Origin of the sequence: Tepidimonas sp. (assembly GCF_046292505.1) — a bacterium.
Lineage (GTDB): Bacteria > Pseudomonadota > Gammaproteobacteria > Burkholderiales > Burkholderiaceae_C > Tepidimonas.
On record NZ_JBKBQX010000006.1, the window covers coordinates 100,941 to 127,939 of the forward strand.

The 26,999-nt window shown below is 69.0% G+C and carries 25 protein-coding genes and 1 pseudogene; 14 read left to right on the forward strand and 12 right to left on the reverse strand.

Annotation, left to right across the window (positions count from 1 at the left end):
• Nucleotides 1–12: 12 nt before the first annotated feature.
• The 7 genes from ACK4TH_RS04955 to rpmG all read left to right on the forward strand — a co-directional run bounded on the left by ACK4TH_RS04955 (nucleotide 13) and on the right by rpmG (nucleotide 5,774).
• Nucleotides 13–1,293, forward strand: a complete 1,281-nt coding sequence (locus tag ACK4TH_RS04955; RefSeq protein WP_409623467.1) for a TRAP transporter large permease subunit — start codon at nucleotides 13–15, stop codon at nucleotides 1,291–1,293.
• 81 nt (nucleotides 1,294–1,374) lie between these two features.
• Nucleotides 1,375–2,373, forward strand: coding sequence for a TRAP transporter substrate-binding protein (locus ACK4TH_RS04960; RefSeq protein WP_409623469.1), 999 nt, complete (start codon nucleotides 1,375–1,377; stop codon nucleotides 2,371–2,373).
• A gap of 9 nt (nucleotides 2,374–2,382) precedes the next feature.
• Nucleotides 2,383–3,216, forward strand: a complete 834-nt coding sequence (locus ACK4TH_RS04965) for a shikimate dehydrogenase family protein (RefSeq protein ID WP_409623471.1) — start codon at nucleotides 2,383–2,385, stop codon at nucleotides 3,214–3,216.
• Nucleotides 3,217–3,250: 34 nt separating this feature from the next.
• Complete coding sequence (locus tag ACK4TH_RS04970; RefSeq protein WP_409623518.1) at nucleotides 3,251–4,162, forward strand: VOC family protein; 912 nt, start codon at nucleotides 3,251–3,253, stop codon at nucleotides 4,160–4,162.
• A 3-nt stretch (nucleotides 4,163–4,165) separates the two neighbouring features.
• Nucleotides 4,166–5,089 (forward strand): sugar phosphate isomerase/epimerase family protein, encoded by a 924-nt coding sequence (locus ACK4TH_RS04975; protein WP_409623473.1) that lies wholly within the window; start codon nucleotides 4,166–4,168, stop codon nucleotides 5,087–5,089.
• Between the two features lie 260 nt (nucleotides 5,090–5,349).
• A complete protein-coding gene (gene rpmB, locus ACK4TH_RS04980) occupies nucleotides 5,350–5,583 on the forward strand; it encodes a 50S ribosomal protein L28 (RefSeq protein WP_043698877.1) in 234 nt (77 codons plus the stop codon).
• 20 nt (nucleotides 5,584–5,603) lie between these two features.
• Complete coding sequence (gene rpmG, locus ACK4TH_RS04985; protein ID WP_068608721.1) at nucleotides 5,604–5,774, forward strand: 50S ribosomal protein L33; 171 nt, start codon at nucleotides 5,604–5,606, stop codon at nucleotides 5,772–5,774.
• A 112-nt stretch (nucleotides 5,775–5,886) separates the two neighbouring features.
• Here the strand turns inward: rpmG and ACK4TH_RS04990 are convergent, their stop codons facing one another.
• Nucleotides 5,887–7,116: a fatty acid desaturase gene (locus ACK4TH_RS04990; RefSeq protein WP_409623475.1), complete on the reverse strand. Its 1,230-nt coding sequence runs from the start codon at nucleotides 7,114–7,116 to the stop codon at nucleotides 5,887–5,889.
• Nucleotides 7,117–7,388: 272 nt separating this feature from the next.
• Between ACK4TH_RS04990 and ACK4TH_RS04995 the strand changes: the two genes are divergently transcribed.
• Genes ACK4TH_RS04995 through ACK4TH_RS05005 form a run of 3 tightly spaced genes read left to right on the forward strand, consistent with a single transcriptional unit; the run spans nucleotide 7,389 to nucleotide 12,650 of the window.
• The gene (locus ACK4TH_RS04995) at nucleotides 7,389–8,132 is read left to right on the forward strand and encodes a hypothetical protein (protein WP_409623477.1); all 744 of its coding nucleotides are present in this window, start codon (nucleotides 7,389–7,391) and stop codon (nucleotides 8,130–8,132) included.
• Nucleotides 8,074–9,405, forward strand: coding sequence for a hypothetical protein (locus ACK4TH_RS05000; protein ID WP_409623479.1), 1,332 nt, complete (start codon nucleotides 8,074–8,076; stop codon nucleotides 9,403–9,405). Before ACK4TH_RS04995 ends, ACK4TH_RS05000 begins: the two co-directional genes overlap by 59 nt.
• Nucleotides 9,402–12,650, forward strand: a complete 3,249-nt coding sequence (locus ACK4TH_RS05005; protein WP_409623481.1) for an error-prone DNA polymerase — start codon at nucleotides 9,402–9,404, stop codon at nucleotides 12,648–12,650. The genes ACK4TH_RS05000 and ACK4TH_RS05005 overlap by 4 nt, the downstream gene beginning before the upstream one ends.
• A 13-nt stretch (nucleotides 12,651–12,663) precedes the next feature.
• Here ACK4TH_RS05005 and ispH read toward each other — a convergent pair whose 3' ends face one another.
• Together ispH and ACK4TH_RS05015 are read right to left on the reverse strand one after the other, a co-directional pair.
• Nucleotides 12,664–13,605, reverse strand: a complete 942-nt coding sequence (ispH, locus tag ACK4TH_RS05010; RefSeq protein ID WP_409623483.1) for a 4-hydroxy-3-methylbut-2-enyl diphosphate reductase — start codon at nucleotides 13,603–13,605, stop codon at nucleotides 12,664–12,666.
• Nucleotides 13,605–14,051, reverse strand: coding sequence for a peptidylprolyl isomerase (locus ACK4TH_RS05015; RefSeq protein WP_068608709.1), 447 nt, complete (start codon nucleotides 14,049–14,051; stop codon nucleotides 13,605–13,607). The genes ispH and ACK4TH_RS05015 overlap by 1 nt, the downstream gene beginning before the upstream one ends.
• 60 nt (nucleotides 14,052–14,111) lie before the next feature.
• Between ACK4TH_RS05015 and radC the strand changes: the two genes are divergently transcribed.
• Together radC and ACK4TH_RS05025 are read left to right on the forward strand one after the other, a co-directional pair.
• Nucleotides 14,112–14,783 (forward strand): RadC family protein, encoded by a 672-nt coding sequence (radC, locus tag ACK4TH_RS05020; protein ID WP_409623486.1) that lies wholly within the window; start codon nucleotides 14,112–14,114, stop codon nucleotides 14,781–14,783.
• Nucleotides 14,784–14,844: 61 nt separating this feature from the next.
• A complete protein-coding gene (locus ACK4TH_RS05025; protein ID WP_409623488.1) occupies nucleotides 14,845–15,507 on the forward strand; it encodes a Smr/MutS family protein in 663 nt (220 codons plus the stop codon).
• Nucleotides 15,508–15,522: 15 nt separating this feature from the next.
• On the opposite strand, the gene ACK4TH_RS05030 is transcribed toward ACK4TH_RS05025, so the two are convergent.
• The 9 genes from ACK4TH_RS05030 to ACK4TH_RS05070 are packed head-to-tail and all read right to left on the reverse strand — an operon-like array spanning nucleotide 15,523 to nucleotide 25,234.
• Entirely contained in the window at nucleotides 15,523–18,078 is a 2,556-nt protein-coding gene (locus ACK4TH_RS05030; RefSeq protein ID WP_409623490.1) for an ABC transporter permease, read from the reverse strand.
• Nucleotides 18,079–18,100: 22 nt separating this feature from the next.
• Entirely contained in the window at nucleotides 18,101–18,745 is a 645-nt protein-coding gene (gene upp, locus ACK4TH_RS05035) for a uracil phosphoribosyltransferase (RefSeq protein ID WP_409623492.1), read from the reverse strand.
• Complete coding sequence (gene fdhD / locus ACK4TH_RS05040) at nucleotides 18,742–19,617, reverse strand: formate dehydrogenase accessory sulfurtransferase FdhD (protein ID WP_409623494.1); 876 nt, start codon at nucleotides 19,615–19,617, stop codon at nucleotides 18,742–18,744. The genes upp and fdhD overlap by 4 nt, the downstream gene beginning before the upstream one ends.
• Nucleotides 19,618–19,653: 36 nt before the next feature.
• The gene (locus tag ACK4TH_RS05045; RefSeq protein ID WP_409623496.1) at nucleotides 19,654–19,968 is read right to left on the reverse strand and encodes a hypothetical protein; all 315 of its coding nucleotides are present in this window, start codon (nucleotides 19,966–19,968) and stop codon (nucleotides 19,654–19,656) included.
• Nucleotides 19,969–19,990: 22 nt separating this feature from the next.
• Nucleotides 19,991–21,145, reverse strand: coding sequence for a formate dehydrogenase subunit gamma (locus tag ACK4TH_RS05050; protein WP_409623498.1), 1,155 nt, complete (start codon nucleotides 21,143–21,145; stop codon nucleotides 19,991–19,993).
• Nucleotides 21,146–21,161: 16 nt separating this feature from the next.
• Nucleotides 21,162–21,410, reverse strand: a complete 249-nt coding sequence (locus ACK4TH_RS05055; RefSeq protein WP_409623500.1) for a hypothetical protein — start codon at nucleotides 21,408–21,410, stop codon at nucleotides 21,162–21,164.
• Nucleotides 21,411–21,412: 2 nt separating this feature from the next.
• Nucleotides 21,413–22,015: a formate dehydrogenase FDH3 subunit beta gene (gene fdh3B / locus ACK4TH_RS05060; RefSeq protein WP_409623502.1), complete on the reverse strand. Its 603-nt coding sequence runs from the start codon at nucleotides 22,013–22,015 to the stop codon at nucleotides 21,413–21,415.
• A gap of 10 nt (nucleotides 22,016–22,025) precedes the next feature.
• Complete coding sequence (locus tag ACK4TH_RS05065) at nucleotides 22,026–24,995, reverse strand: formate dehydrogenase subunit alpha (RefSeq protein WP_409623504.1); 2,970 nt, start codon at nucleotides 24,993–24,995, stop codon at nucleotides 22,026–22,028.
• Between the two features lie 23 nt (nucleotides 24,996–25,018).
• Nucleotides 25,019–25,234, reverse strand: a complete 216-nt coding sequence (locus ACK4TH_RS05070; RefSeq protein WP_409623506.1) for a formate dehydrogenase — start codon at nucleotides 25,232–25,234, stop codon at nucleotides 25,019–25,021.
• 481 nt (nucleotides 25,235–25,715) lie between these two features.
• On the opposite strand from ACK4TH_RS05070, the pseudogene ACK4TH_RS05075 reads away from it, so the two are divergent.
• Both ACK4TH_RS05075 and ACK4TH_RS05080 read left to right on the forward strand, forming a co-directional pair.
• A pseudogene (locus tag ACK4TH_RS05075) lies at nucleotides 25,716–26,491 on the forward strand (sigma-54-dependent transcriptional regulator); the annotation flags it as partial.
• A 159-nt stretch (nucleotides 26,492–26,650) separates the two neighbouring features.
• A complete protein-coding gene (locus tag ACK4TH_RS05080) occupies nucleotides 26,651–26,956 on the forward strand; it encodes a helix-turn-helix domain-containing protein (protein WP_409623520.1) in 306 nt (101 codons plus the stop codon).
• Nucleotides 26,957–26,999: the final 43 nt, after the last annotated feature.

Consider the following 26,999-nt stretch of genomic DNA (forward strand, 5'->3'; position numbering starts at 1 on the left):
GGGGATGCCCACATGGCCGTTCTGATATTCGTTGGCGCGCTGATCGGCGCCATTGCCCTGGGCATCCCGATTGCCTATGCCCTGCTGCTCTCCGGCGTGGCGCTGATGTGGCATCTGGATCTGTTCGATGCCCAGATCCTGGCGCAAAACGTGCTCGAAGGCGCCAACAGCTTTCCGCTGCTGGCGGTGCCTTTCTTCATGCTGGCTGGCGAGATCATGAACGTCGGCGGTCTGTCGCGGCGCATCGTCAATCTGGCACTCGCCCTGGTGGGCCACGTGCGCGGCGGCCTGGGCTTCGTCACCATCCTGGCGGCGGTGCTGCTGGCGTCGCTGTCCGGATCGGCGGTGGCCGATACGGCGGCGCTGGCAGCGTTGCTGTTGCCCATGATGGTCAAGGCCGGCCACGACCGGGCCCGTTCCGGCGGCCTGATCGCCTCGGCAGGGATCATTGCCCCGGTCATTCCACCTTCGATTCCGTTCGTGATTTTCGGCGTCGCCGCCAACGTCTCCATCGGGCGACTGTTCATCGCCGGCATCGTACCCGGCATTCTGATGGGAATCGCCATCGCCATCACTTGGTGGCTGGTGGCCCGCAAAGAAGGCGCTTCCACCCCACCGCGAGCCAGTCGCGCCGAGATATGGAAAGCCCTGCGCGAATCGACCTGGGCGCTGGGCTTGCCCGTGATCGTGCTGGTGGGCCTGAAGATGGGGGTATTCACCCCCACCGAGGCAGCCGTGGTGGCCGCGGTCTATGCGCTGTTCGTGGCCACCGTGGTGTACCGGGAAATGCGCCTTCAGCAGCTCTATCAGGTGTTGGTGGCTGCCTCCAAGACCACCGCCATCATTATGTTCCTCGTGGCGGCCGCCGCGGTCAGCGCCTGGCTCATCACCGTGGCCAACCTGCCGGGGCAACTCATCGACATCCTGCAGCCCTTCATGGACAACCCGACCCTGCTGCTGATCGTGATCATGTTGCTGATCCTGGTCATTGGCATGGCAATGGATCTGACACCCATGATTTTGATTCTTGCCCCGGTTCTGATGCCAGTGGTCAAGGCTGCGGGCACCGATCCGGTGTACTTCGGAGTTCTGTTCGTGATGAACGGTGCGATTGGGCTGATCACACCACCGGTCGGCACGGTGCTCAACGTGGTGGCCGGGGTGGGCAAGATGAAGATTCAACAGGTGGCCCAAGGGGTTTGGCCCTTCCTGCTGGCCCAGGTCATCGTGCTGTTTTTGCTGGTGCTGTTCCCGCAAATCGTGATCACTCCGTACCGCTGGTTCTATTCCTGATGCCGTCTGGGGCCAGACCGACCGGCACGCCGGCCGCACCCCATCCCCATTTCGCGTGCCGCCCTACCCGCAGGAGACACCATGAAACGACTGTTCCTCAAGACCGTTCTGGCGCTGGCCGCCGTCGCCACCGTCGGCGTGGCCGCAGCACAGACCAAGACGATCAAATTTGCCAACCAGAACGCCAAAGGTCACCCCATCGTGATGGGAATGGAAAAATTCGGTGAACTGGTCGAGGCCAAATCGGGCGGCACGCTCAAGGTCAATATCTTCCCAGGTGGCGCCTTGGGCAGCGACCAGGCCAACCTGTCGGCCCTGCAAGGCGGCACATTGGAAATGGCCTCGATGAATTCGGGCATCCTGGCCAGCCTGGTGCGCGACTTCGCCGTCTATGACTTCCCCTTCCTGTTTGCCAACCCGCAGGAGGCCGATGCCGTGGTGGACGGTGAATTCGGCCGCAGCCTGCACGCCAAGCTGGAAGAGCGCGGCCTCGTCGCACTGGGCTACTACGAGCTGGGCTTTAGGCACATCACCAACAGCCGCCGCCCCATCAACCGGGTGGAAGACATCGCCGGCCTGAAGCTGCGCGTCATCCCCAACCCCATCAACGTGGACTGGGTCAGCGCCTTGGGGGCCAACCCCACCCCGCTACCTTTCCCCGAGTTGTACGCCGCCTTGGAGCAGCGGGCCGTGGACGGTCAGGAAAACCCTTTGGCCACCATTTACGGTGCCAAGCTCTTTGAGGTTCAGCGTCATCTGGCCCTTACCTACCACCAGTACAACCCGCAGTCCATTTTAGTCAGCAAGCGCTTCTGGGATCGCTTGAGCAGCGATGAGCAGCGCATCCTGCGTGAAGCGGCGGCCGAATCCATCAAATACCAGCGTGAGCAATCCCGCGCCGCCGTAGCCAGCACACTGGATAACCTGCGCAAGGCCGGCATGCAGGTGACCGAATTGCCCCTCGCCGAACTGGCCAAGTTTCGCGAGCGCATGAAACCCGTCATCGCCAAACACAGCGTCAATGTGGGCGAGGCCACGGTCAATGCCGTCATGGCTGAACTGAACAAACTACGCAAGTAAGCCCAAGCCATGATCACGGGCAACACCGAACTCATCGCCCACATCGGCTACCCCACGCACAGCTTCAAGGCGCCGATGATTTACAACCCATATTTCGAGGCCAGCGGCATTGATGCCGTGGTGGTGCCCATGGGTTGCAGACCCGAGGCCTATCCCGATCTGTTGCGCAGCCTGTTCCGGGTGGAGAACGTGCGGGGTGCTCTCATCACCATGCCACACAAAGTGGCTACGGTGGCGCTGCTCGACGAAGCCAGCCCGACGGTGCAGGTGGCTGGCGCCTGCAACGCTGTCAAGCGCGGTGCAGACGGGCGCCTCGTAGGCGATTTGTTCGATGGGGTAGGCTTTGTGCGCGGCCTACGGCGCAAAGGTCTGGCGCTGGAAGGCGCCAAGGCGCTGATCGTAGGCTGCGGCGGCGTGGGCAGCGCTATCGCGGCCTCTCTGGCTGCCGCGGGCGTGAGCAGCCTGGGACTGCATGACATTCAGCCACAGGTGGCCGAAACCTTGGCCGCCCGTCTGCAAGCGCACTTCCCCGCCCTGTCGGTACGACTGCACACACGCGACCCCCGCGGCTACGACCTAGTGGTCAACGCTTCGCCAATGGGCATGAACGAGGGCGACCCGCTGCCGATCGACATGGATCGGCTCTCGCCGCAAACGTTTGTGGGCGAAGTGGTGATGCGCGCCGAAATGACCGCCTTTCTCGCCGCCGCGCAGGCGCGGGGCTGCCGCATCCAAGTGGGCGCTGACATGCTGTTCGAGCAGATCCCGGCCTATCTGGAGTTTTTCGGCTACCCCAGCACCAGCGCCGACCACCTGCGGGCGCTGGCCCGCCTGAGCTACTGAGCCACCGTATCGGAGGCCACCTGTGAGCGACTTTCTGACCAAGCCCACCGCATCGGCCCGTGAACCGTTGCAAGCCTCGTTCAGCGACGCATCCAACCCCATTGGCCTCGACGGGGTGGAATTCATCGAATACGCCACCAGCAAGCCGCAGGCGCTGGGACAGGTGCTGGAGATGATGGGGTTTCGCCCCATTGCCCGCCACCGCTCGCGCGAAGTGCTGCTGTATCGGCAAGGCGGCCTCAACATCGTCGTCAACGCCCATCCCGATGAAGCCCGAGCCGCCAACCACGGCGGTGAAGCCCCCAGCATCTCGGGCATCGCGCTGCGCGTGCGCGATGCCCGGGCCGCCTACGACTACGTGCTGGAGCGGGGGGCGTGGGCGGTTCCCACCCATCCCGAGGTGATGGAGCTCAACATCCCCGCCATCCACGGCGCGGGCGGCAGCCGCATCTATCTGGTGGACCGGTATCAGGAGTTTTCCATCTACGACGTCGATTTCGTTCCCATCCCCACGGTGGATCAGCATCCGCCGGCCACAGCAGGCATCCACTTTTTCGGGATCGTGCAATACATCGGGCCCGGCCGCAGTTACGACTGGATCGAGTTTTACCGCGAGCTCCTCGGCGCCGAGCCGATTCCGGATGAGGAACGCTTCGGCATCATGCCCAAGGGCAAGTTGTTGCGTGTGCCGGCATTGTCGGCTGCCCACCGCTTCCTGATCCAGCTCGTCGAGCCCGAGCCCAACGTTTACGATGCGAGCGAGCGCCTACAGCGCATCGGCCTGGGCGTGCCGGATGTGCTGGCCGCGGTACGGGCGCTGCGCGCCTTGGGGGTGGAATTCGTGGAGACACCTGAGGCCCACACCGAGCCCCGTGGCGCCATCACCAAAACCTATCTGGGCTCGGTCGTGTTCGAGCTGGTGCACAGCGAAACGGGCGGAGCTTGAATCATGTGGCGCCGGACCCACTCCATCGAGCAGACCATTGCCCGCTTTGGCATGGACACCATCAGCCTGGCCGGCCCGTTGGAGGCCAAACTGGAGGCAATGAAAGATGCCGGTTTCAGTCAGGTCATGCTCAAAGCCAACGACCTAGTAGGGCACCCGGGCGGCTGGCGGGCAGCCGTCAAGGCGGTACAGGCCAGCGGGCTGCGCGGCACGGGCTTTCAGGTGCTGCGCGATTTCGAGGGTTTGAGCGGCCACCTGCACCACTACAAGGTAGACATCGCCAAGGCCATGCTGGAGATGTGCGCGGCGCTGGGGTGCGACGTGCTATTGGTCTGTTCGTCTACCTCGCGTCATGCCAGCGGCAAACTGGATCACATCGCCCGCGATCTTCGCAAGCTCGCCATGCTGGCCATTCCCTACGGCATCAAGATCGCTTACGAAGCCCTATCGTGGGGGCGGCATGTCAATGAGTTCACCACCGCCTGGGAAGCGGTGATGCGCGCCGATTGCCCCAACCTCGGACTGGGCATCGACTCGTTCCACATCTTCGCCGCGCAAACCGCGCTGGACGAAATCGACTACCTACAACCGGACAAAATTTTTCTGGTGCAGCTGGCCGACTTCATGTGGCAGGAGACACGCACGTTCGAAGAGCGCATGACCACCGCGCGGACCTTCCGCGTGTTTCCTGGCGAAGGCGTGCACAGCGAGCAGTTGGTGCAGTTGGTGCTCAAGCTCGATCAGATCGGCTATCAGGGCGACTACAGCTTCGAGGTCTTCAACGACGACTACCTGCAACTGCCGCTGCCCTTGGTGGCCGAGCGCGCCCAACGGTCAGCGCTTTGGCTGGCCGAAGGCGTGCTTCGTCAAGCGACCCCTCTGCCCAACGGATTGCGCCTGCGCGTGCGTTCCGGTCCGTCTGCATAAGGCTGACAAGCCCTCTGTCCACTTCCCCACCCTAAGAGAGTGCAACCCCAAGCATCGGTAACCCGGTATAATCTTTGATTCGCTGCGGTCAAGCGGCCGCGGCAATTTGGCCGTCCGCGAGCCGGAGCCGTCCACACGCCGTGTATTGTCCAGACCATCCCGATGGGGCACTCCACGTGTGGCAGGCGGCACAACACAGGACGCGGACGAGGTGCCGACCCGGGTCGACCGGGTGGGCTGTTCTGATTGGAGTGACCAACATGGCACGTGTGTGCGAAGTCACGGGCAAAAAGCCCATGGTGGGGAACAACGTCTCCCACGCCAACAACAAAACCAAGCGCCGGTTCCTGCCGAACCTGCAAACCCGCCGCTTCTGGGTCGAGAGCGAGAACCGCTGGGTGCGTCTGCGCGTCTCTGGCGCGGCGCTGCGCCTGATCGACAAAGTCGGCATCGATGCCGTCCTGGCCGACCTGCGTGCCCGCGGTCAGGCCTGATCACCACATAGGAGTCCATCATGGCTGCCAAAGGCGGACGCGAAAAGATCAAGCTGGAATCCACCGCGGGGACCGGCCACTTCTACACCACCACCAAGAACAAGAAGACCACGCCGGACAAGCTGGCGTTCATGAAGTTCGATCCGGTGGCGCGCAAGCACGTCGAGTACAAGGAAACCAAGCTCAAGTGACCAGCCGCCAGCCGGCCCGCGCGGCCGGCTGTCTGTCGAGCGGTTTTCGCATCGGCACCACAAAAAAAACCGCCAGCAACGCTGGCGGTTTTTTTATCGCTGCCCCCCAGCTTCAGGGGGCCGAGGGCGCCAGTCGCGCCGCGCGCAAGCGCTGGGCAAAATCGCTCAGGGCCTGGATGCCGCTGTGCTCGGCACGGTGGATCCACGCCTGCAGCTCGCGCGCCATCTGCTCACGGGTCAGCGCGGTGTTGGACCACAGTTGGCGCAACTCCTCGCGCATCGCGTGCATTTTGGCCAGGCTGGGCGCGGCACCGAACACCTGCTGCAGCTTGGCCCGCACCGGGGCTGGCACTTGGTCATCATCGCGGTGCAGCCAGCGACGCGCCAGCTTCAACAGCGACTCGTCGCCGCCCGTCTTGGCCCGCAGGGTGTCCCATTCGGCCTGCATGGCCGCCCGCATCTGGCGCGCATAGCGGGCCATCACCTCGTAGCGGTTGGCGACGATCGCCTCCAGCGTCTGCTCATCGGCCACCGGCTTGGCATCACCAAACGCCAACTTGGGCGGCACCTTCTTGGGCTTGGCCAGCCCCAGTTTGGCCAGCGCCTGGATGTACACCCAGCCAATGTCGAACTCGTACGGCTTGACGGAGAACTTGGCCGACGTCGGGAAGGTGTGGTGGTTGTTGTGCAGCTCCTCGCCACCGATGATCAACCCCCAGGGCGAGACATTGGTGCTGGCGTCCGGCGCCTCGAAGTTGCGGTAGCCCCAGTAGTGGCCGATGCCGTTGATGACACCGGCCGCCCAGAACGGAATCCACACCATCTGCACCGCCCACACGGCCAGCCCGGCGGCGCCAAACAGGGCGACGTCGATGATCAACATCAGGCTGACGCCCAGGCGCGAGTGCCGGGTGTACAGGTGGCGCTCGATCCAGTCGTCCGGCGTGCCATGGCCATAGCGGCGCAGGGTTTCCTGGTTCTTGGCTTCGGCCCGGTAGAGTTCGGCGCCTTCCCAGAACACCTTGCGGATACCGTACACCTGCGGGCTGTGCGGGTCGCCCTCCTGCTCGCACTTGGCGTGGTGCTTGCGGTGGATGGCCGCCCACTCCTTGGTGACCATGCCGGTGGTCATCCAGAGCCAGAAGCGAAAGACATGCGATACCGCCGGGTGCAGGTCCAGCGCGCGGTGCGCCTGATGGCGGTGCAAAAACAGCGTGACGCTGACGATGGTGATGTGCGTGAGCACCAGGGTGAACAGAACGATCTGCCACCACGAGGCTGCGGTCAGCCCCTGGGCCAGGAAGTCGATGAACAGACTCCAGGCCGACTCAAATCCAGACATGCAATCCCTTTACGCGAACCCAGCAAATTTGCCGATACGTCGCCGCCCGCCCCACCCGGTTGCACACCAACCGGACGGACACCGCGGCCACACTGGGCATTGTAGGGCGAGCGCTCGCCATCACCAAGCCGGCTGCGGCGCCGTTCGGCGGCTACCGACCACCTTCGGCACCCTTTTTTACTTTCGTGGCACCGCCCGCGTGCTGTTCGCCAGCCATCCCCCGTGTGAGCCCACGCTTTTGCTCCAATACTGTTTTTTTGTACAGTATCGGTATGGCACCGAACCCCCTGCGCCACGATATCTGGTGGGCCGACCAGATGGCCCCGGTCACGCGGTCCACCCACACGACCGGGTGGACGGCCCTGGACGCCGTGCTGCCGGGCAGCGGATGGCCGCTCGGTGCCGTGGTCGAATGCGCGCTCGACGCCGACACCCTGCCCTGGCGGTTGCTGCTGCCGGTATTGCAGACGGCCGTCCAGCAGGGGCCGCTCGTGCTGATCGGCCTGCCGCTGGAGCCCAACGCCCACGCCTGGGCCGCCCAGGGGGTGGCCCCGGAGCGACTGCTGCGCCTGCAGCCCACGGGCGATGCCGACGCCCTGTGGGCGGCCGAGCAGGCGCTGCGCTGCCCCGACGTCAGCCTGTGCTGGGTGCATTGGCAGCGGCCGACGGCGGGACTGGTGCGCCGGCTGCAACTGGCGGCCTCGAGCGCGCAGCGCGACGGCACCCGACCCGGGGCGTGGCCGGCCCCGCTGGTGCTGGCCAGCCATGACCGGGCGCACGGCTTGCCCGCCTCGGCCGCACCGCTGCGGCTGGACATCGGTGCAGGCGATGCCGATGGCCTGACGGTGCACATCCGCAAGCGACGCGGCCCACCGCTGGCGCACCCCGTGCGGCTACAAGCCCCGCTGCCGCTGCGCCGGCTGCTGCCCCCATCCCCGCCGGAAGACCCCGCACGCCATGCCACCGAACGCCCTGTGGATCGCCTGTCTGCCCGCCTGCGGCTCGTCCACCCCTGAACCCGCAGGCCCTTGGCTGGCCCGCTACGGCCCGCATCCCGTGCCGCACGAGGACGGCTGGCTGCTGGATCTGACGGCCAGCCAGCGGCTGTTTGGCGGACGGGCAGCCCTGCTGCGACGCCTGCGGCACGAAGGGGCCGCCCTGGGCTGGAGGCGGCTGGGAGCGGCGCCGACCGCCCTGGCCGCCTTGGCGATCGCCCGCGCCACCCCCACGGCCGGCGGCTTCGGCTATGCGCTGGGACCGGACTGGTGGGCCCGTCTGGATGCGCTGCCCGCCAGCCACTTGGGCCCCGCCCGACCGCATCGACCGGTGCTGAACGCCTTGGGGATGCACACGCTGGGGGACTTGCGCCGCTGCCCGCGCGCGGGCCTGGCACGCCGCACCGCGCCGGACCTGCTGCAGGCGCTGGACGCGCTGTACGGTCAGGGAGCACTCGCGCTGCCCGGCTGGCGGGCACCGGAACGCTTCCACCAGACCCTGGCATTGCCCGCGCCCAGCGCCGAGACCGCCGCGCTGGCCTTCGCGGGCCAGCGGCTGCTGGGCCAGTTGATGGCCTGGCTGCAGCAGCGGCAGGCCGGTGTGTTGCACTGGCGGCTGGGCTGGCAGGGCCACCCGGCGGCAACGGCCCTGGAATTTCGGCACCGGCGGCCCACACGGGACACCCGACTGCTGCGCTCGCAGCTCCACGACGCCCTGGCGCGCGCCCGCCTGGATGCCGCGGTCGAGGGGCTGTGGCTGGAAACCATCCATGTCGTCCCATGGAGCCCGGCACCCACCACGCTGCTGCCGGACCGGCCCGCCGACGATACCCTGAGCTGGGAGGCGCTGCTGGAACGCCTGTCGGCCCGGCTCGGCCCGGCCCGGGTGCAGACCGTGCAACGCGCCGCCGATTGGGATCCGGCACGGCGTCAGCGATGGCGCGCCGCCCTCCAAGCCCCCCTGGACACCGAAGGACGCCGGGGCAGCGACCGTGGGGCTGCGGCCCATGCGCTCGCCCTGGCCGCCATGGCTGCCCTGTGGGAGCCCCCCTGGTGGCTGCCGCAGCCACGGCGGCTGGACACCGGCCCCGACGGGCACCCGCGCCTGAAGGGCCAGCGCTTGCGGCGGGTGCTGGGGCCGCAGCGCATCGCCACCGGCTGGTGGGACACCCCGGTGGCTTGGGAGATGGGCGTGGCCACCTCGGCCGATGGGCGCTGCTGGTGGCTGCACCGCCACGCCCTGCCCGGCCCAGCGGGCTGGGGAGCGTGGCGGCTTGCGGGGGTATACGCATGACCGCGCCGGCCGCCCTGTTCTCACTGAGCCATTTCAGCTTCCTGCGCGGCGCCGCCAGCCCCGAGACTTTGGTCAGGCGGGCCCATGCACTGGGATATGCCGCGCTGGCACTGACCGACGACAACACCTTAGGCGGGGTGGTGCAGGCCCACGTGGCCGCGCGCGCATGCGGCCTGCCGCTGCTCGTGGGCAGCCACTGGCGGGTGCGCTGGCCGGTGCTGCCGGGGGGCGGATTCACGCTGGTGGCCTGGGCGGCGGACCGGGCAGGCTATGGCCAGCTCAGCGCCTGGATCAGCCGGTTGCGCCAGGGCCAGGCCACTGCGGCAAGCGGTCGGGAACGCCCCACCGCCCCCGTCGCCGCAGACCCTCAGGCCCTGCCGCTGCACACGGACATCGACGACGTCCCCGATCTGTCCGGCTGCCTGCTCATGGCCGTGCCCTGGGCCTGGGCACTGCCATCGGCCGATGACACCGCCTGGGCCACCGGCCTGCACGCGCTGGGGAGCTGGCTGCGCGAGCGATGGGCAGACCGGGGCTGGCTGGGCATCACGGCCGAGGGGCGGCTGGATGATGCCGCCTGGCAACGACGGCTGCTGGCCGCCGCCGCACGAGCCGGCGTGCCCGCCGTCGCCGCGCCCGAAGTGCGCATGAGCCACCCCGGCGAGCAGCCCCTGCTCGACACCCTGACCGCGATCCGGCTGCAGCGCCCGCTGGCGGCGTGTGGATTGGCCCTGAGCGCCCATGCCGAGGCGCACCTGTGGCCCACTGCCCGCTGGCAGCGCCGCTTCGCCCCGGGTTTAATCGAGGCGACACGCGCGATTGCGCAGCGCTGCACCTTCCGGCTGGACGAGCTGCGCTACGAATACCCACCCGAGATCGTGCCCGCAGGTCGCTCACCTGCGCAGCACCTGCGCGCCCTGGTGGAGGCCGGCGCGCGCCAGCGCTACCCTCAGGGAACACCCGCTGCCGTGCAGGCCCAGATCGCGCACGAGCTGGCGTTGATCGGCGAGCTGGCCTACGAAAAATATTTTCTGACCGTGCACGACATCGTGCGTTTTGCACGCGAGCGCGGCATTCTGTGCCAGGGGCGGGGCTCCGCCGCCAACTCCGCGGTGTGCTACTGCCTGGGCATCACGGAGGTGGACCCCGCACGCCACCATGTGCTGTTCGAGCGCTTCATCAGCCGGGCGCGGGCCGAACCGCCGGACATCGATGTCGACTTCGAGCACCAGCGCCGCGAAGAGGTCATCCAGTACCTGTACGCCAAATACGGCCGCGAGCGGGCAGCGTTGGCCGCCAGCCTGATCCGCTGGCAGGGCCGCAGCGCCCTGCGTGACGTGGGCAAGGCGCTGGGATTTGCCCCCGACGTGGTGGATGCGCTGGCCCGCCAGTGCCGCCATCAGGCGCCACGGGATCTGGCCCCAGATGCCGTAGTGGCCGCCGGTCTGCGCCCGGACGACCCGGCCGTTCAGCGCTGGCTGGATCTGGCCCAGGCCCTGGTGGGCGCACCCCGGCACCGCTCGCAGCACACGGGCGGCTTCGTGCTGACCCGCGAGCCGCTGACCCACACCGTGCCGGTGGTACCGGCGGCGATGCCGGGGCGCACCGTCATCGAGTGGGACAAAGACGACATCGATGCGCTCGGCCTGCTCAAGGTGGACGTGCTGGCCCTGGGCATGCTCACGGCGCTGCACGGGGCGCTGCGGTTGGTTAGCCAGTGGCGCGGCCGCCCGTTCACGCTGGCCGACATTCCGCCCCACGACGACGCCACCTTCGCCATGATCCAGCGCGCCGACACGGTGGGCGTGTTCCAGATCGAGAGCCGGGCCCAGATGAGCATGCTGCCGCGCCTGCGGCCGGCCTGCTTTTATGACCTGGTGGTGCAGTTGGCCATCGTGCGGCCCGGGCCCATCCAGGGCGGCATGGTCCACCCCTATCTGGCCGCCCGCGAGCGCCAGCGCCGGGGTGAACCGCTGGATCTGCCCCGGGCGGAGCTGCGCCCCGCCCTGGAGCGCACGCTCGGGGTTCCCATTTTTCAGGAGCAGGTGATGCAGATCGCCATGCTGGCCGCCGGCTTCAGTGCCGAGGAAGCCGACGCCCTGCGCCGCAGCATGGGGGCCTGGCGGCGGCGGGGGGAGCTGGAGCGGTTCGAGCAGCGCTTGCTCGACGGCATGGCCGCACGCGGCTACGCGCCGGACTTCGCCCAAGCCATCGTGCGCCAGATCCGCGGCTTTGGCGCCTATGGCTTTCCGGAAAGCCACGCGGCGAGTTTTGCGCTGCTGGCCTGGGCCAGCGCGTGGCTGAAATGCCACGAGCCCGCGGCTTTTCTGGCGGCGCTGCTCAATGCCCAGCCCATGGGCTTTTATGCGCCCGCGCAACTGGTCCAAGACGCCCGGCGACACGGGGTGATCGTGCACCCCGTGGATGCGCGGATCAGCGACTGGGACTGCACGCTGGAGCCCGTCCACGACGCCACGGCCCCCGCGGTGCGGCTGGGGCTGCGCCTGGTCCACGGACTCGGGGAGGCGGCCGGGCGACGCATGATGGCCGCGCGCCGCGAACGCCCCTGGGCCGACGTGGATGATTTGGCGCGCCGCGCCGCCCTGGATCGCAGCGCGCTGCAGGCCCTGGCGCGGGCCGACGCCCTGCGCGGACTGGCGGGTCACCGACGCCGGCAGTGGTGGGCCGTCAGTGGCTGGCATGCACCGCTGGCGCTGGAGCGGGCAGCGACCGTCCCGACGATCCCCGCTGGAGTGCCCGGGGCGAACGAGAGAAACGGGCCGAACGACGCGCAGTGGCAACCCCCCCCCGCCCCTTTGAGCGAGGAAGTCTGGCAAGACTACGCCGGCACCGGCCTGAGCCTGCGCGCCCATCCACTGGCACTGCTGCGCTCGCGGCTGCCCGCCGCGCAGTGGCTGCCCGCGCAGCGGCTGCGAACCCAGCCCCACGGCCGTCTGTTGGGGGCCTGCGGACTGGTCACGACCCGCCAGAAGCCCGCCACGGCCCAGGGTGTGCTGTTCCTGACGTTGGAAGACGAAACCGGCACGGTACCGGTGATCGTCTGGCGCCACGTGCAAACACGCTTTCGGCAGGCGCTGTGGCAAGGGCAGCTGCTGGCCATCCGGGGCCAATGGCAGCGCCAGGGGGACGGCGAGCACGCGGTCTGCCACCTGATCGCCGGACATGTGCAAGACCTCAGCCCCTGGCTGGGCGAGCTGGCGGTGACCAGCCGCGACTTTCACTGACCGCGGGGCGGCGTCAATCCGTCTTCAACCCTTTGGGCAGCGGAAAGCGCATGGTCTCCACCGGCCCGTCCATGCGGCGCACGGCGGTGGCGCCCAACGATTTGAGGCGCTGCACCACGCCTTGCACCAGCGCTTCCGGGGCAGACGCGCCGGCCGTCACCCCCACGCGGGGGGCCCGGGCAAACCACTCGTCGCGCAGCTCCGACGCGTCGTCGACCATGTAGGTGGGCACGCCCAGGCGCTCGGCCAGCTCGCGCAGGCGGTTGGTGTTGGAGCTGGTGGGGCTGCCCACCACGATGACGGCATCCACCTGCCGCGCCAGCGCCTTGACGGCATCCTGCCGGTTCTGCGTGGCATAGCAAATGTCTTGCTGCTTGGGCTCACGCAGCGCGGGGAAGCGCGCGCGCACCGCCGCCAAAATTTCCGCCGTATCGTCCACGCTGAGCGTCGTCTGGGTGACGACGGCGATGCGCTCGGTCTGCGCGGGCTGCACCCGGGCCACATCGGCCACCGTCTCGACGAGGTGGATGCCGCCGTCGAGCTGGCCCATGGTGCCCTCGACCTCCGGATGGCCGGCATGGCCGATCAGGATGAACTCGTAGCCCTCGCGGCGCAGCTTGGCCACTTCCACATGGACCTTGGTGACCAGCGGGCAGGTGGCGTCGAAGATCTGGAAACCCCGTCGCTCGGCCTCGGCCTGCACGGCGCGGCTGACGCCGTGGGCGCTGAAGACCAACACCGCCCCGGGCGGCACATTGGCCAAGTCCTCGATGAACACCGCGCCGCGCTGGCGCAGATCGTCGACGACGTGGCGGTTGTGCACGATCTCGTGGCGCACATAGACGGGTGCACCGAACTTGGCCAGCGCGCGCTCGACGATCTCGATCGCCCGATCCACCCCCGCGCAGAAGCCGCGCGGCTCGGCCAGCAGCACCTCCTGGACGGCCGCGCCCATCACAGCACCCCGATGATGTGGACCTCGAACCGCACCGGCTGGCCAGCCAGGGGATGGTTGAAGTCGAACAACACGGCCCCGTCGTCGCGCACCTCGCGCACGAGGCCGGCATAGCTGCCGCGCCCGTCGGGGGTGGGGAACTGCACCACGTCCCCCGGGGCGTAGCGCTCGTGCGGATCGCCCAGCGCGTCGAGCAGCTTGCGCGCGACCCACTGCTGCATGTCGGGCTGGCGCTCGCCAAAAGCTTCGCCGGCCGGCAGATCGATAACGGTGTGGGTGCCTTCGGCCAGGCCGAGCAGGCGCTGCTCCAGTGCCGGCGACAGCTCCCCCGCGCCCAGCGACAGTGTGGCCGGCTGGGCCGCGAACGTGTCGATGAAAGCGGTGCCGTCCGGCCCGGACAGGCGGTAGTGCAGGGTCAGGAAGGAACCGGGTTGGACGACGGGCATGGTGGTCAAGCCGCACGGCGGCGCGCGAAAATGCGCATTGTAGAAAACAGGGAGGAAACCATGGTGCGTGAATTGCCCCCGCAGGCCCGTCCGCGCGAGAAACTGCTGGCGCGCGGCCCGCAGGCCCTGGCCGATGCGGAGCTGCTGGCGCTGTTGCTGCGCACGGGCCTTGCTGGCCAGCCCGTGCTGCAATTTGCCCAGGCGCTGCTGGACCGCTGGGGCGGCCTGAGCGGCTTGCTGCAGGCGACGCCGGCGCAACTGGCCAGCGTCAAAGGGTTGGGGCCGGCCAAACGGGCCGAGCTGCTGGCCGTGACCGAGATGGTGCGGCGTGCCTTGAGCGAACGGCTGCGCGAGCGCCCGGTTCTGGATGCCCCCGCGGCGGTGATGGATGTGCTGCGGTTGCACATGGCCGAGCGGGCGCACGAGGTGTTTGCCGTGCTGTTTCTGGACAGCCAACACCGCCTGATCGCGCTGGAGGAGCTGTTTCGCGGCACGCTGGACCAAACCAGCGTCTATCCGCGCGAGGTGGCCCTGCGCGCCCTGCACCATGGCGCGGCCGCCGTCATCCTGGCCCACAACCACCCCAGCGGCGTGGCCGAGCCCTCGCGCGCCGACGAGGCGCTGACCCGTAACCTGAAGGCCGCGCTGGGCTTGCTGGACATCCGGGTGCTGGACCATTTCATCGTCACGCGCGCGGGCTGCACCTCGATGGCCGAGCGCGGACTGATTTGAGCCGCGCCACGGCCGGCGCGCCGGCGACACTGGTGGGACTTGCGGGACAATCGGCGCTGCCATGAAAGTGCGAACGCTGGCCGATCTGCGGCAGATTCAGAAGGCGATGGCCCAGCGCGCCGCGCAGGCCGCCGCGGCACAGGCCGCCGCGGAAGCCGCCCGGCGCGAGGCGCAGGAGCGCGCGCAGCGCGACCGGCTGCTGTTCGAGCGCGCCGTCGGGCCCGTGCATCGGCTGGCGCCGCACGGCCGGATCGAGCCGCAACGGCCGCGCCCGAGGCCGGTGCCGCACCAGCGCCAGGCCGACGAACGGGCGGTGATGCAGGCCGCCCTGAGCGACGAGTTCGACGTCGAAACCCTGCTGCACACCGACGAGCACCTGAGTTTTCGCCGCCCCGGCATCGGCCCCGACGTGGCGCGCCGCCTGCGGCAGGGACACTGGGCCATCCAGGCCGAGCTGGACCTGCACGGCCTGCGCACGGACGAGGCGCGAGAGCGGCTGGCGACCTTCATCCGGGAAGCGCACAAGCACGGTCTGCGCTGCGTGCGCGTGGTGCATGGCAAGGGTTTGGGCTCGCCGGGCAAGACGCCCGTCCTCAAGGGCCGGGTGCACAGTTGGCTGGTGCAAAAAAGCGAGGTGCTGGCCTTCGTGCAGGCCCGGCCGGCGGACGGTGGGGCGGGCGCCTTGGTGGTGCTGCTGCGCACCGCCAGCCACGGGCGGGCCTGAGCGACGACAAGGCGATCACTGCGCGGCGCGGCGCAGCGTCTGCACGACGGGCGTGCGCAGCACCCCGCGCAGGGTCCACCAGCCCGCCAGCAGCGCCAGCCCGGCCCCCACCCCCGTCCCGGCCAGCGGGACCCAGCCGGAGACGCGCCAGTCGAAATCGAACACGAAGCGCGCCAGCGCCCAGCCGACGGCCACCGCCACCGCCGAGGCCAGCGCCCCCGCCAGCGCGCCGACGCCGAGCAGCTCGGTGCGCTGCACGCGGCGCAGCAGCCCGGACTGGGCCCCCAGCGCCCGCAGCACGGCGTAGTCGCGTTCGCGCTCGGCCCGCGTGGCCCCCACCGTCGCCAGCAGCACGACCACTCCGGCCGCCAGGCTGAATCCGAACAAAAACTCCACCGCCCGGATCACCTGCCCCAGCACACGCTGCACCTGGGCGACGGCGGCGCTGGTGTCCACATTGGTCACGTTGGGAAAGCGCTGCAACAGCAGCCGGTCGAAACCGGCCTGGGCCGGCGCGCGAAACGCGGCGATGTAGGTGTAGGGCACCTCCGCCGGCATGGACTGCACCGGAAACAGCGCAAAGAAATTCACATGCATCGAGGCCCAGTCCACCTTGCGCAGGCTGGTGATGCGCGCCTCGTGCGACACGCCCGCGATGTCGAAAGCCATGCGATCACCCAGACGCAAGCCCAGCGTCTCGGCCAGACCGGTTTCGATGCTAATGGCCCCCACTTCGTCGGGCTGCCAGCGTCCGGCGGCAAGCGGGTTGTGCGCCGGCAACTCGCGGCTGTAGGACAGGTTGAACTCGCGCTCGACCAGTCGCTGCGCGCGGTCGCCGCTGAATTGCTCCGGCCGCACCGGCTGGCCGTTGATGGCCACGAGGCGGCCGCGCACCATGGGGTACCAGTCGTAGCGGTCCACACCCTGCGCCTGCAAATGGGCACGGAAGGACTCGGCCTGGTCGGGCTGGATGTTGATGACGAAGCGGTTGGGCGCATCCGGTGGGGTGGCCTGGCGCCAACTGTCGATCAGGTCGGTGCGCAGCAGCACCAGCAGCACCAGCGCGAGCAGCCCCACGGCCAGGCTGGCCACCTGCACGATGGCGTAAGCCGGGCGGGCCGTGATCTGGCGCGTGGCCAGCACCAGCCAGCGGGGGGCATGGGTTTCGCGCACCAGCAGGCGCAAGGCGCCCAGCGCCCCCCAGGCGACGGCGGCAAAAATCCCCACCGCCACCGCAAAGCCCCCGACGGCGATGGCCCCCAGCGTCAGGTCCCGGCTGGCGGCCAACAACAGGGCGGCAAAGCCCAGTGCCCCGCCACCAAACACCGCCAGCGTGGCCGGCTGCACGCCACCCACGTCGCGCCGGATGACCCGCAGCGGGGGCACCCGCGCCAGTTGCAGCACCGGCGGCAACCCAAAGGTGGCCATCAACACCAGCCCGACGCCCAGCCCCAGTCCCACCGGGGCCCACCCCGCCGCCGGCAACTGGGTCTGCATCAACCCGGACAGCCACCACACGAACACGAAGTGCACGCCAAATCCGACAGCCGTGCCGACCGCCGCCGCGGCCAGCCCGGCCAGCCCAAACGCCACGGCATACGCGCGGGCCATCGTCCCCTGCGCCAAGCCCAGCACACGCAGCAGCGCACAATCGTCCAGATGGCGCAGCGCATACTGACGCGCCGCCACGGCCACCGCGACGGCGGCCAACAGCGCGGCCAGCAGCGCCACCAGACTCAAAAATTGCTCGGCCCGCTGCAGGGTCTGCTGCAACTCCGGCCGGCCGGACTCGAAGCTCTCGATCTGGGTGCCACGCTCGCCGGTGTCCGCCAGACGGGCCTTGGCCCACGCCTCGAACCGGCGCACCGCCGCAGCGTCGCCGGCCACGACCAGCCGGTACTGGATGCGGCTGGCGGGTTGCACCAAGCCCGTGGCCGCCAGATCGGACTCGGCAATCAGCACGCGCGGCGCAAACGACAGAAAACCCGCGCCACGGTCCGGCTCCAGCGCCACGATGCGGGTGAGGCGAAACGGCCGATCACCCAGCCACAAGGGCTGCCCCAGACGCAGGTCCAGGACCTCCAGCAACGCGGCATCCACCCAGGCCTCGCCCGCCGGCGGCGTGCCGGGGCCAGCCTGTCCGACCCAGTCTTCCGGATCGGTCGTGGTCTGCAGTTCACCGCGCAGCGGGTAGCCCGCCGCCACGGCCTTGAGCGAGACCAGCCGCGCCTCGCCGCCGTCCGCATCGTCGGCGCGGGCCATGGTGGGGAAGGTCAGGTGCCGCGTGACCGCCAGCCCCAAGGCCCGAGCCTGGGCTTCGTAGTCGGGCGGCACGGGGTGGTCACTGCGCAGCACCACGTCGCCCCCGAGCAGTTGGCGCGCGTCGCGCTGCAGGCCGGCCTGCAGGCGATCGGCAAAGAAGGCCACGGCCGTCAGTGCCGCCACGGCCAGCGCGATCGCCAGCACGAGCACGGTCAGCTCGCCGGCGCGCCAGTCGCGCCACAGGGAACGCCAGCCCAGGGTCCAGGCGGACGGGGCGGCGCGGGAGCGGTCGGTCGGGGGCGTCGTCACGCGGGTACGACCGGGCGACGCCTCACTTGGTTCCGAAGATCCGGTCGCCCGCGTCGCCCAGGCCCGGCACGATGTAGCCGTGCTCGTTTAAGCCACGGTCCACCGCCGGCGTGTAGATCGGCACATCCGGGTGGTGGGCGTGGAAGTTGGCGATGCCCTCCGGGCACGCCACCAGGCAGACGAAGCGGATGGAGCGCGGCGTCAGGCGCTTGAGCAGGTCCACCGCTGCCACCGCCGAGTTGCCGGTGGCCAGCATCGGGTCGAGCACGATGACGTCGCGCTCCTCCATGCCGGAGGGCATCTTGAAGTAGTACTCGACCGGCTTGAGCGTCGCCGGGTCGCGGTACAGGCCGATGTGGCCGACGCGAGCACTGGGCAACACCTCCAGCATGCCGTCCAGGAAGCCGTTGCCGGCGCGCAGGATCGAGGCCAGCACCGTCTTCTTGCCGTCGATCATGCGCCCGGTGGTGGACTCCAGCGGGGTTTCGATCGCCACCTCGTGGGTGGGGATGTCGCGCGTGACTTCGTAGGCCAGCAGGGCGCTGAGTTCGTGGATGAGCTGGCGAAAGGTCTTGGTGCTGGTGTCTTTGCGCCGCATCAGCGTCAGCTTGTGCTGCACCAGCGGGTGATCGATGACGTGGACTCGACGTTCGGCGGCTTCACTCATGACGGCGGAGTATCCCACACCAGCCGCTCGGGGTGCGTGTAGCACAGGAAGCGCGTGTGCGTGGCGCGTCCGATGGCGCACAGGCCCAGGCGCTCGGCCACCTCCAGCCCCATCTGCGTGATGCCGCTGCGCGACACGACGATCGGCACGCCCATCTGCGCGGCCTTCAGGATCATCTCGCTGGTCAGGCGCCCGGTGGTGTAGAAAACCTTGTCGTCGCCGCGCAGCAGCGCGCCGCCCTGCAGCCAGGTCCAGCCGGCGATGGTGTCCACCGCGTTGTGGCGGCCAACATCCTCGACGAAGATCAGCAGCTCCTCGCCTCGGAACAGCGCGCAGCCGTGCACCGAGCCGGCGCGCTTGTAGACCGAGTCCTGCTCGCGCACCGCGCGCAGGATGGCGTAGAGCTGCGACTGGCGCAGTCGCGCCTGGGAGTCGAGGCGGATCGCACCAGCCGCCTCCATGACGCTGGCGAACACACTGCCCTGCCCGCAGCCGGTGGTGACGATGCGCTGTGCGGTACGCGCCTCGAGCTGCGGCAAGCCCGCGCGCGTGCGCACCGCGGCGGCACCCACGTCCCAGTCGACGGTGATGGAGTCGACCTGCTCGGGCGACTCGATGAGCCGCTGGTTGCGCAGATACCCCAGCACCAGCCACTCGGGGTGCGCGCCCAGCGTCATCAGCGTGACGAGTTCGCGCTTGTCGACGTAGACGGTGAGGTCGCGCTCGGCTGGAATGTGGATCGTGCGGCGCTGGCCGAATTCATCGATCACCTCCACCGCGCGCGTCAGCGGGGCGACCGCCGCCGACAGGCGCGGCGGGCATGGGGCCGCCGGCAACGGGGCACCGAACGAGGCCGGTTCAGACAACCACATGGGCCAGTGGGCGGATCAAGCCTGGATCAGGCTACATCAGGACTTCTTGGCCGGGGCGGCCGGCGCACCGGGTTCGGCAAACGGGCCGGGATCGGCACAGGCCGGCGCCCCCGCCGGCTTGGCCGCCTGCGGGTGCTGCTTGAAGTAATGCTCCGCTGCGCGCTCCGCCGCCTTGCAGGTCTTGAACGCATCGACCTTGGCCTGGTGCGCGGCCTTGGCCTTGGCCAGTTCGGCGGCGGCCTTCTGTTCGTCGGTCAACGTCGGCGCGGGCAGTTTGGCCCAGACGGCGGTGCCGCTCAGCAGCGTAGCCGCCAACAACGCCAGCCGCCACATCGGGGTGATGGATCGCATGGTTCGGTCCCTCCTGCAATGCTCAGGTGGTGGCACGCACCGGGGCCACGGGCTGCGCGGCCGGGGTGCTGCGCTCGGCCGGGATGCGGCCGGCCTGGATGTCCTCGTACCAGAGCTGGTGGTGCTCGCGCGCCCAGGTCTCGTCGACGTAGCCCGTCTTCATCGCCCGGTAGGCGCCCTCGGTGCCGACTGTACCCATGTAGATGTGGCCGATGAACAGCGCCACCATCAGCAGCGCGGCGCTGGCGTGGATCATGTGCGCCAGCTGCATCTGCGCGCGCAGGTACTCCAGCCCCGGCACCAGCTTGTCCAGCACGAGGCCGGAGCCAACGACCACCAGCCCGAGCACGAAGACGCCCGCCCAGAAGACGATCTTCTCGCCCGCGTTGAAGCGGTGCGACGGCACCTCGCGGTCGCCAAACAGGCCGCCAAAACGCACCAGCCACGCCCAGTCCTCGCGCCGCGGCAGGTTGTCGCGCACGAAGGCGGCGATGACGATGACCAGCGACACCGCAAACAACGGCCCGACGAAGTTGTGCACATTCTTCAGCGCGTAGGTCAGCCAGCCGAACAGCGTGGCGCCGATGACCGGCCGCAGCACATACTGGCCCAGCGCCATCACCAGGCCCGAAACCGCCAGCAGCACGAAGGCCGTTGCATTGGCCCAGTGCGCGGCCCGCTCAAAGGCGGTGAAACGTTCGATCTGGCGCCCCGTCTCGGGCGCGTGCAGCTTGAGCGGCCCCTTGGTGAAGTAGAAGATCGCCACCGCCAGCAGCACGATCAGCACCAGCGAACCGCCATAGGGCAGGATGACGCGATTGCGCACCTGGCGCCACGCCTCGCCGGCGTTGGTGGCGGCCGCGCCGGGATACTGCACGGTGGGCTGGATCAGCACGCCGTATTCGCGGTACGGAAAGTTGACCACGCCTTCCACGCCCTGACCCACCTGCCGCCACATCGGCGCATTGTTGCCGGGCTGCACCTGGGCGCGTTCGGCGTTGTTCTGCGTGGCGTAGCCGGGCTGGCTGGCCGCGTCCACCAACGTGCGCGGCTCCCCCGCGGGGGCGGCGGAGGACGCCGGAGCCTGCTGCGCCAGCGCCGCGGCCACCGTCAGCGAGGCGGCCAGCGCTGCCAGCCGCGCCAGCACGCGGGCGGCCGGGATCGGGATCGTGCTCATGGCCACACCTCCGACTTCACTGAGGGGCGCCGCCCGGGCGGCTGTATTCGTTCTGGCCGTACTGGGCGCGGGCGCGCAGGTGCTGCGTCCACGCATTGCGGTCGCCGGCCTGCCAGCCCGAGTCGGCAAATGCGGTCGCCGTGCTGCCACGATAGGGCGGCTGGTCGGATTTGATGCCGGTGGCGGTCTGCGGCCGCTCGCAGCCGGCCAGCAGGACTGCGGCGAGGACGGCCCCGAGGGGGAGGGCGATAGGACGCGTGCGCATGATCAAGCCCCCGCCTTGGACTGTGTGCCGTAGGCCGTGCCCCAGCCCCACACCTCGGCACCCTTGCCGCGCTGCAGCACGCGGGAGCGGAAGATATCGGCCACCACGTCGCCGTCGCCGGCCAGCAGCGCCTTGGTCGAACACATCTCCGCACAGGCCGGCAGCTTGCCTTCCGCGAGGCGATTGCGGCCGTACTTCTCGAACTCGGCCTGGCTGCCGTTGGCCTCGGGGCCACCGGCGCAGAAGGTGCACTTGTCCATCTTGCCGCGCACGCCAAACGTGCCCTGCCCCGGAAACTGCGGCGCCCCAAACGGGCAGGCGTAGCTGCAGTAGCCGCAGCCGATGCAGATGTCCTTGTCGTGCAGGACCACGCCCTCCTCGGTGCGGTAGAAGCACTGCACCGGACAAACCGCCATGCACGGCGCATCCGAGCAGTGCATGCAGGCCACCGAGATCGACTTCTCGCCCGGCACGCCGTCGTTGAGCGTGACGACGCGACGGCGGTTGACGCCCCAGGGCACCTCGTGCTCGTTCTTGCACGCGGTCACGCAGCCGTTGCACTCGATGCAGCGCTCGGCATCACAGATGAACTTCATGCGGGCCATGGTCTGCTCCTCAGGCGCGTTCCACGTTGCAGATCGTGGTCTTGGTTTCCTGCATCATCGTCACGATGTCGTAGCCGTAGGTCGTGGCGGTGTTGACCGCCTCGCCGCGCACCACCGGGGCGGCGCCCTGCGGGTAGTGCGCCAGCAGGTCCTGGCCCTGCCAGCGGCCGGAGAAGTGGAACGGCAGGAAGACGTGATCCTCCGCGACGCGCGGCGTCACCAGCGCCTGGACGTTGATGCGTGCGCCGGTGGGGGTCGTCACCCAGACGCGGTCGCCGTTGCGGATGCCGCGCTGCGCCGCCGCCGCCGGGTGGATCTCGACGAACATCTCCTGCTGCAGCTCCGCCAGCCACGGATTGGAGCGCGTCTCCTCGCCGCCGCCCTCGTACTCGACCAGCCGGCCCGAGGTCATCACGAGCGGGAATTTCTCGTGCAGCTTGGCCTCGACGTTCTTCTGCTGCAGCGTCTTGTAGAGGATCGGCAGGCGCCAGCGCGTCTTCTGGTCGTCGTGCGTCGGGTACTTGGCGATCAGGTCCGGGCGGTTGCCGTAGATCGGCTCGCGGTGCTGCGGAATGGCGTCGGGGAAGTTCCACACCACCGCGCGCGCCTTGGCGTTGCCGAACGGATGGCAGCCGTGGTTCTTCATGAACACGCGGATCATCCCGCCGGAGAGGTCGGTCTTCCAGTTCTTGCCCTCGGCGGCCTTCTTCTCTTCCTCGGTGAGCTCGTCCCACCAGCCCAACTTCTTGAGCAGGATGTGGTCCAGCTCCGGGTAGCCGGTGGTGATGTCGGCGCCCTTGGAGTGCGAGCCGTCCTCGGCCAGCAGGCTGACGCCGTCGCGCTCGACGCCGAAGTTGGCGCGGAAGTTGCCGCCCCCCTCCATCACATGCTTGGAGGTGTCGTACAGGTTGGGCGAGCCGGGGTGCTTGAGCTCGGGCGTGCCGTAGCACGGCCACGGCAGGCCGAAGTAGTCGCCGGTCAGGTCGTAGCCGGTTTCCTTGTCCACGACCTTGCCCTTGCATTTGAGCGTCTTGACGTCGAAAGCCTGCATATTGCGCATGTGGGCCTTCAGGCGCTCGGGGCTCTGACCGGTGTAGCCGATGGTCCACACACCGCGGTTGATCTCGCGCAGGATGTCCTCGGGCACCGGCTCGTCCATGCCCTTGACTTTCTGCAGCTTGACGTTCTTGACCAGCTCCTTGTCGAAGCCCAGCTTCTGCGCGAGCTGGTACATGATCATGTGGTCACTGCGGCTTTCCCACAGCGGCTCGATGACCTTCTCGCGCCACTGGATCGAGCGGTTGGACGCCGTGCACGAGCCGCTGGTCTCGAACTGCGTGGCCGCCGGCAGCAGATAGACGGCACGCTTGGGGTTGAGGTCCTTCGGGTCGCCCGGCATGGCCGCCATCGCCGCGGTGGCCGACGGGTACGGGTCGATCACCACCAGCAGGTCCAGCTTGTCCATGGCCTTCTTCATCTCCAGGCCACGGGTCTGGGAGTTGGGCGCATGGCCCCAGAAGAACATGCCGCGGATATTGGGGCCCTGGTCGATCAGCTCGTTTTTCTCCAGCACGCCGTCGATCCAGCGCGACACCGTGATGCCGGGCTTTTCCATCATGCCCTCGGCGTAGCGCGACTTGATCCACTCGTAGTCCACGCCCCAGACGGCGGCGAAGTGCTTCCACGAGCCGGCCGCCAGCCCGTAGTAGCCCGGCAGCGAGTCGGGGTTGGGGCCGACGTCGGTGGCGCCCTGCACGTTGTCGTGGCCGCGGAAGATGTTAGTGCCGCCGCCGCTGACGCCGACGTTGCCCAACGCCAGCTGCAGGATGCAGCTGGCGCGCACCATCGCGTTGCCGATGGTGTGCTGCGTCTGCCCCATGCACCAGACGATGGTGCCGGGGCGGTTCTCGTGCAGCATGCGCGCCACGCGCAGCATCTGCTCCTCCTTGACGCCGCAGGCTTCCTCGACCTTGTCCGGCGTCCACTTGGCCATCACCTCCTCGCCCACCTTGTCCATGCCGTAGACGCGCGCCTGGATGTAGGCCTTGTCATCCCAGCCGTTTTTGAAGATGTGGTAGAGCAAGCCGAACAGGAACGGGATGTCGGTGCCGGAGCGGATGCGCACGTACTCGTCGGCCTTGGCCGCCGTGCGCGTGAAGCGCGGATCGACCACGATCATCTTGCAGCCCAGCTCCTTGGCGTGCAGCATGTGCAGCATCGACACCGGGTGCGCCTCGGCGGCGTTGGAGCCGATGTACAGCGCCACCTTGGCGTTCTGCATGTCGTTGTACGAGTTGGTCATCGCGCCGTAGCCCCAGGTGTTGGCCACGCCGGCGACCGTGGTCGAGTGGCAGATGCGCGCCTGGTGGTCGCAGTTGTTCGTGCCCCAGAAGCTGACGAACTTGCGCAGCAGATACGCCTGCTCGTTGCTGTGCTTGGACGAGCCAACGAAGTAGACAGAATCGGGGCCGCTTTCCTCGCGCAATTGCTTCATGCGCGCGACGATTTCATCCAGCGCCTGATCCCAGCTGATGCGTTGGTATTTGCCATCGACCAGCTTCATGGGATAGCGCAGCCGGTACTCGCCGTGACCGTGCTCGCGCACCGAGGCGCCCTTGGCGCAGTGCGCCCCGAGGTTGATCGGCGAGTCGAACACCGGCTCCTGCCGCACCCAGACGCCGTTTTCCACCACGGCGTCGATCGCGCAGCCGACCGAGCAGTGGGTGCAGACGGTGCGCTTGACTTCCACCTTGCCGGTGCCGGCGCCGGCGGCGGCCTTGTCGGCCGCCTTGGCGCGCTGCACCAGCGTCAGTTGCGAAGCCGCCAGACCGACGCCCAGACCGAGGCCGGAGCGGCGCAGAAACGCACGCCGGTCCACGGTGGGCAGTGCGCGCGCCAGCCCGTGGCGCAGGCGGTCGACGAAGGCGCCCTCGCCGCGGGCGCCGGCGGCGGGGCGATGCGAAGTGCGGGTCAGCAGCATGGCCGGTCTCCTCGGGCGGACGGTCAGACGCGCGTGGTGTCGTAGTAGCGCTGCACGTGGGCGCTGGCGTGGTAGCCGCCGCCGCGGCGCGGTGCCGGGGTCGGCGCAGGCGCTTCGGTAGCGGAGGAACGGGGAGCGACGGGCATCACGCTGACCGCAGCGGCAGCGGCGCCCACGGCGCCAGCGGCCGCAAACCAGCGCCGGCGACTGGGCAGAACGGGGGTCGGCTCTTGCTTCATCAGGGTCTCCTCGGCTGCGAAAGCGACGGAATCCAGGGTAAGTGCCCGTTACGGTAACGCGCCACGGCGCATCTGACCAGAGGGCTGCACCGCACCCGTCCCGACCCCGACGTCGTGGGCTATTCCAAGCAGGGCAGAAGCGGCTGTGAAAGCAAATCACATTCCATCGATGTATCGCCATGCACGGATATTTGCTGCGCCGCCACCAAGACGATGTGGCGATTCGATCGATGCCCAATCGGCCGGGCAGCGCGGCGTATCGACCCCACTGGGGCGACAACTTGTCGCGGACCGGCGCAGCCTGTCGCCGGCTCGATCTGTCTCTTATGCGACAGTAGTCGAGCAAAACGCTCGGACTTTTTTACAATGGGGCGCCATGGTTGACCTGCGCGAGCCTCTCCCCACCGACTCCCCGGCCGCAGCGGGCCAGGAGGGCAGCTGGCCCGAGGGCGCCATCCTGGTGGTCGACGACGAGCCGGGCATGCGCAACTTCCTGGTCAAGACGCTGGCGCCGCGCTGCCGCTTCGTCGCCGCCGCCGCCAGCGCCGAGGAGGGCGAGCGCTGGATGCGCGCGCAGCGCTTCGACCTCGTGATCCTGGACGTGGCGCTGCCGGGCACCAGCGGCGTGCAGTGGCTGCAGGCGCTGCGCGAGCAGGGCTACGGCGGCGAGGTGATCCTGATCACGGCGTTCGCCTCGCTCGACACCGCGATCGAGGCGTTGCGCGCCGGCGCGTCGGACTTCATCCTCAAGCCGTTCCGGGTACCGCAGATCCTCAACGCCATCCGCCAGTGTCACGAGCGCGCGCGGCTGCGGCGCGAGAACTTCGTGCTGCGCCGCCACATGCGGCCGTCGCGCTCGGAAGGCACGCCGCTGATCGGCCAGGCCGCTGCGACGCAAGCGGTGCGCGCCGCGATCGAGCGCCTCGCGCCGATGCCCAGCACCGTGCTGATCCAGGGCGAATCCGGCACCGGCAAGGAACTGGTGGCACGCGCGCTGCATGCACGCAGCCCGCGCGCGAGCTGTTCGGCCACGCCGCCGGCGACCACGGCACGCACGACGGGCTGTTCGTCTACGCCCAGGGCGGCACGCTGTTCCTCGACGAGGTGGCCGACCTGCCGCCGCCGGTGCAAGCCAGTCTGCTGCGCGTGCTGGAGGAGCGGCAGATCCGCCCGGTCGGCAGCCAGCAGACCGTCCCGGTGGACGTGCGCGTGATCGCCGCCACCAACCGCCCGCTGGCCGATGAGGTGGCCGCAGGGCGCTTCCGCGAGGATCTGTACTTTCGCCTGCGCGTGGTGGACGTGACGCTGCCGCCGCTGCGCGAGCGGCACGAGGACATCCCGGCGCTGGTGCGCCACTTCGTCGAGACGCTGGCGCCGGCGCTGGGGGTGGCGCCGCTGGAGGTCGACGAGGAGGCGATGGCGCTGCTGCAGCGCTACCGCTGGCCCGGCAACGTGCGCGAGCTGCGCAACTGGGTCGAGCGCTCGCTGATCCTGGGCGAGGTCAACGTCTCGGCACTCTATCCGCCGCTGCGCGAGCCGCAGCGCCCGAAAGCCGCCGAGGCACCGCTGGATCTGGAAACCCTGCAGCGCCGCCACATCCAGGCGGTGCTCGACTCCGTCGGCGGGGACAAGACGCGCGCGGCGCAGTTGCTGGGCGTGTCGCGGCGCACGCTGGAGCGGCGCGCCGCCGCGGGCGCCGCGCAAGACGGCCGGGACCGATGAACGCCAGGCGACGCTGGCGCGCGCGGCGGGACGCCTCGGGGCG

Excerpts from the sequence above, each read along its gene's own strand:
- ACK4TH_RS04965 (WP_409623471.1), top strand. The coding sequence starts at position 2,383 with ATGATCACGGGCAACACCGAACTCATCGCCCACATCGGCTACCCCACG.
- ACK4TH_RS05065 (WP_409623504.1), bottom strand. The coding sequence starts at position 24,995 with ATGCTGCTGACCCGCACTTCGCATCGCCCCGCCGCCGGCGCCCGCGGC.
- fdh3B (WP_409623502.1), bottom strand. The coding sequence starts at position 22,015 with ATGGCCCGCATGAAGTTCATCTGTGATGCCGAGCGCTGCATCGAGTGC.
- ACK4TH_RS05080 (WP_409623520.1), top strand. The coding sequence starts at position 26,651 with ATGGCGCTGCTGCAGCGCTACCGCTGGCCCGGCAACGTGCGCGAGCTG.
- fdhD (WP_409623494.1), bottom strand. The coding sequence starts at position 19,617 with ATGTGGTTGTCTGAACCGGCCTCGTTCGGTGCCCCGTTGCCGGCGGCC.
- ACK4TH_RS05005 (WP_409623481.1), top strand. The coding sequence starts at position 9,402 with ATGACCGCGCCGGCCGCCCTGTTCTCACTGAGCCATTTCAGCTTCCTG.
- ACK4TH_RS04975 (WP_409623473.1), top strand. The coding sequence starts at position 4,166 with ATGTGGCGCCGGACCCACTCCATCGAGCAGACCATTGCCCGCTTTGGC.
- rpmG (WP_068608721.1), top strand. The coding sequence starts at position 5,604 with ATGGCTGCCAAAGGCGGACGCGAAAAGATCAAGCTGGAATCCACCGCG.
- ACK4TH_RS04955 (WP_409623467.1), top strand. The coding sequence starts at position 13 with ATGGCCGTTCTGATATTCGTTGGCGCGCTGATCGGCGCCATTGCCCTG.
- ACK4TH_RS04995 (WP_409623477.1), top strand. The coding sequence starts at position 7,389 with ATGGCACCGAACCCCCTGCGCCACGATATCTGGTGGGCCGACCAGATG.
- ACK4TH_RS05015 (WP_068608709.1), bottom strand. The coding sequence starts at position 14,051 with ATGCCCGTCGTCCAACCCGGTTCCTTCCTGACCCTGCACTACCGCCTG.
- radC (WP_409623486.1), top strand. The coding sequence starts at position 14,112 with ATGGTGCGTGAATTGCCCCCGCAGGCCCGTCCGCGCGAGAAACTGCTG.
- ACK4TH_RS05055 (WP_409623500.1), bottom strand. The coding sequence starts at position 21,410 with ATGCGCACGCGTCCTATCGCCCTCCCCCTCGGGGCCGTCCTCGCCGCA.
- ACK4TH_RS05025 (WP_409623488.1), top strand. The coding sequence starts at position 14,845 with ATGAAAGTGCGAACGCTGGCCGATCTGCGGCAGATTCAGAAGGCGATG.
- ACK4TH_RS05050 (WP_409623498.1), bottom strand. The coding sequence starts at position 21,145 with ATGAGCACGATCCCGATCCCGGCCGCCCGCGTGCTGGCGCGGCTGGCA.
- ACK4TH_RS04960 (WP_409623469.1), top strand. The coding sequence starts at position 1,375 with ATGAAACGACTGTTCCTCAAGACCGTTCTGGCGCTGGCCGCCGTCGCC.
- ACK4TH_RS04990 (WP_409623475.1), bottom strand. The coding sequence starts at position 7,116 with ATGTCTGGATTTGAGTCGGCCTGGAGTCTGTTCATCGACTTCCTGGCC.
- ispH (WP_409623483.1), bottom strand. The coding sequence starts at position 13,605 with ATGGGCGCGGCCGTCCAGGAGGTGCTGCTGGCCGAGCCGCGCGGCTTC.
- ACK4TH_RS05070 (WP_409623506.1), bottom strand. The coding sequence starts at position 25,234 with ATGAAGCAAGAGCCGACCCCCGTTCTGCCCAGTCGCCGGCGCTGGTTT.
- rpmB (WP_043698877.1), top strand. The coding sequence starts at position 5,350 with ATGGCACGTGTGTGCGAAGTCACGGGCAAAAAGCCCATGGTGGGGAAC.
- ACK4TH_RS05045 (WP_409623496.1), bottom strand. The coding sequence starts at position 19,968 with ATGCGATCCATCACCCCGATGTGGCGGCTGGCGTTGTTGGCGGCTACG.
- upp (WP_409623492.1), bottom strand. The coding sequence starts at position 18,745 with ATGAGTGAAGCCGCCGAACGTCGAGTCCACGTCATCGATCACCCGCTG.
- ACK4TH_RS05000 (WP_409623479.1), top strand. The coding sequence starts at position 8,074 with ATGCCACCGAACGCCCTGTGGATCGCCTGTCTGCCCGCCTGCGGCTCG.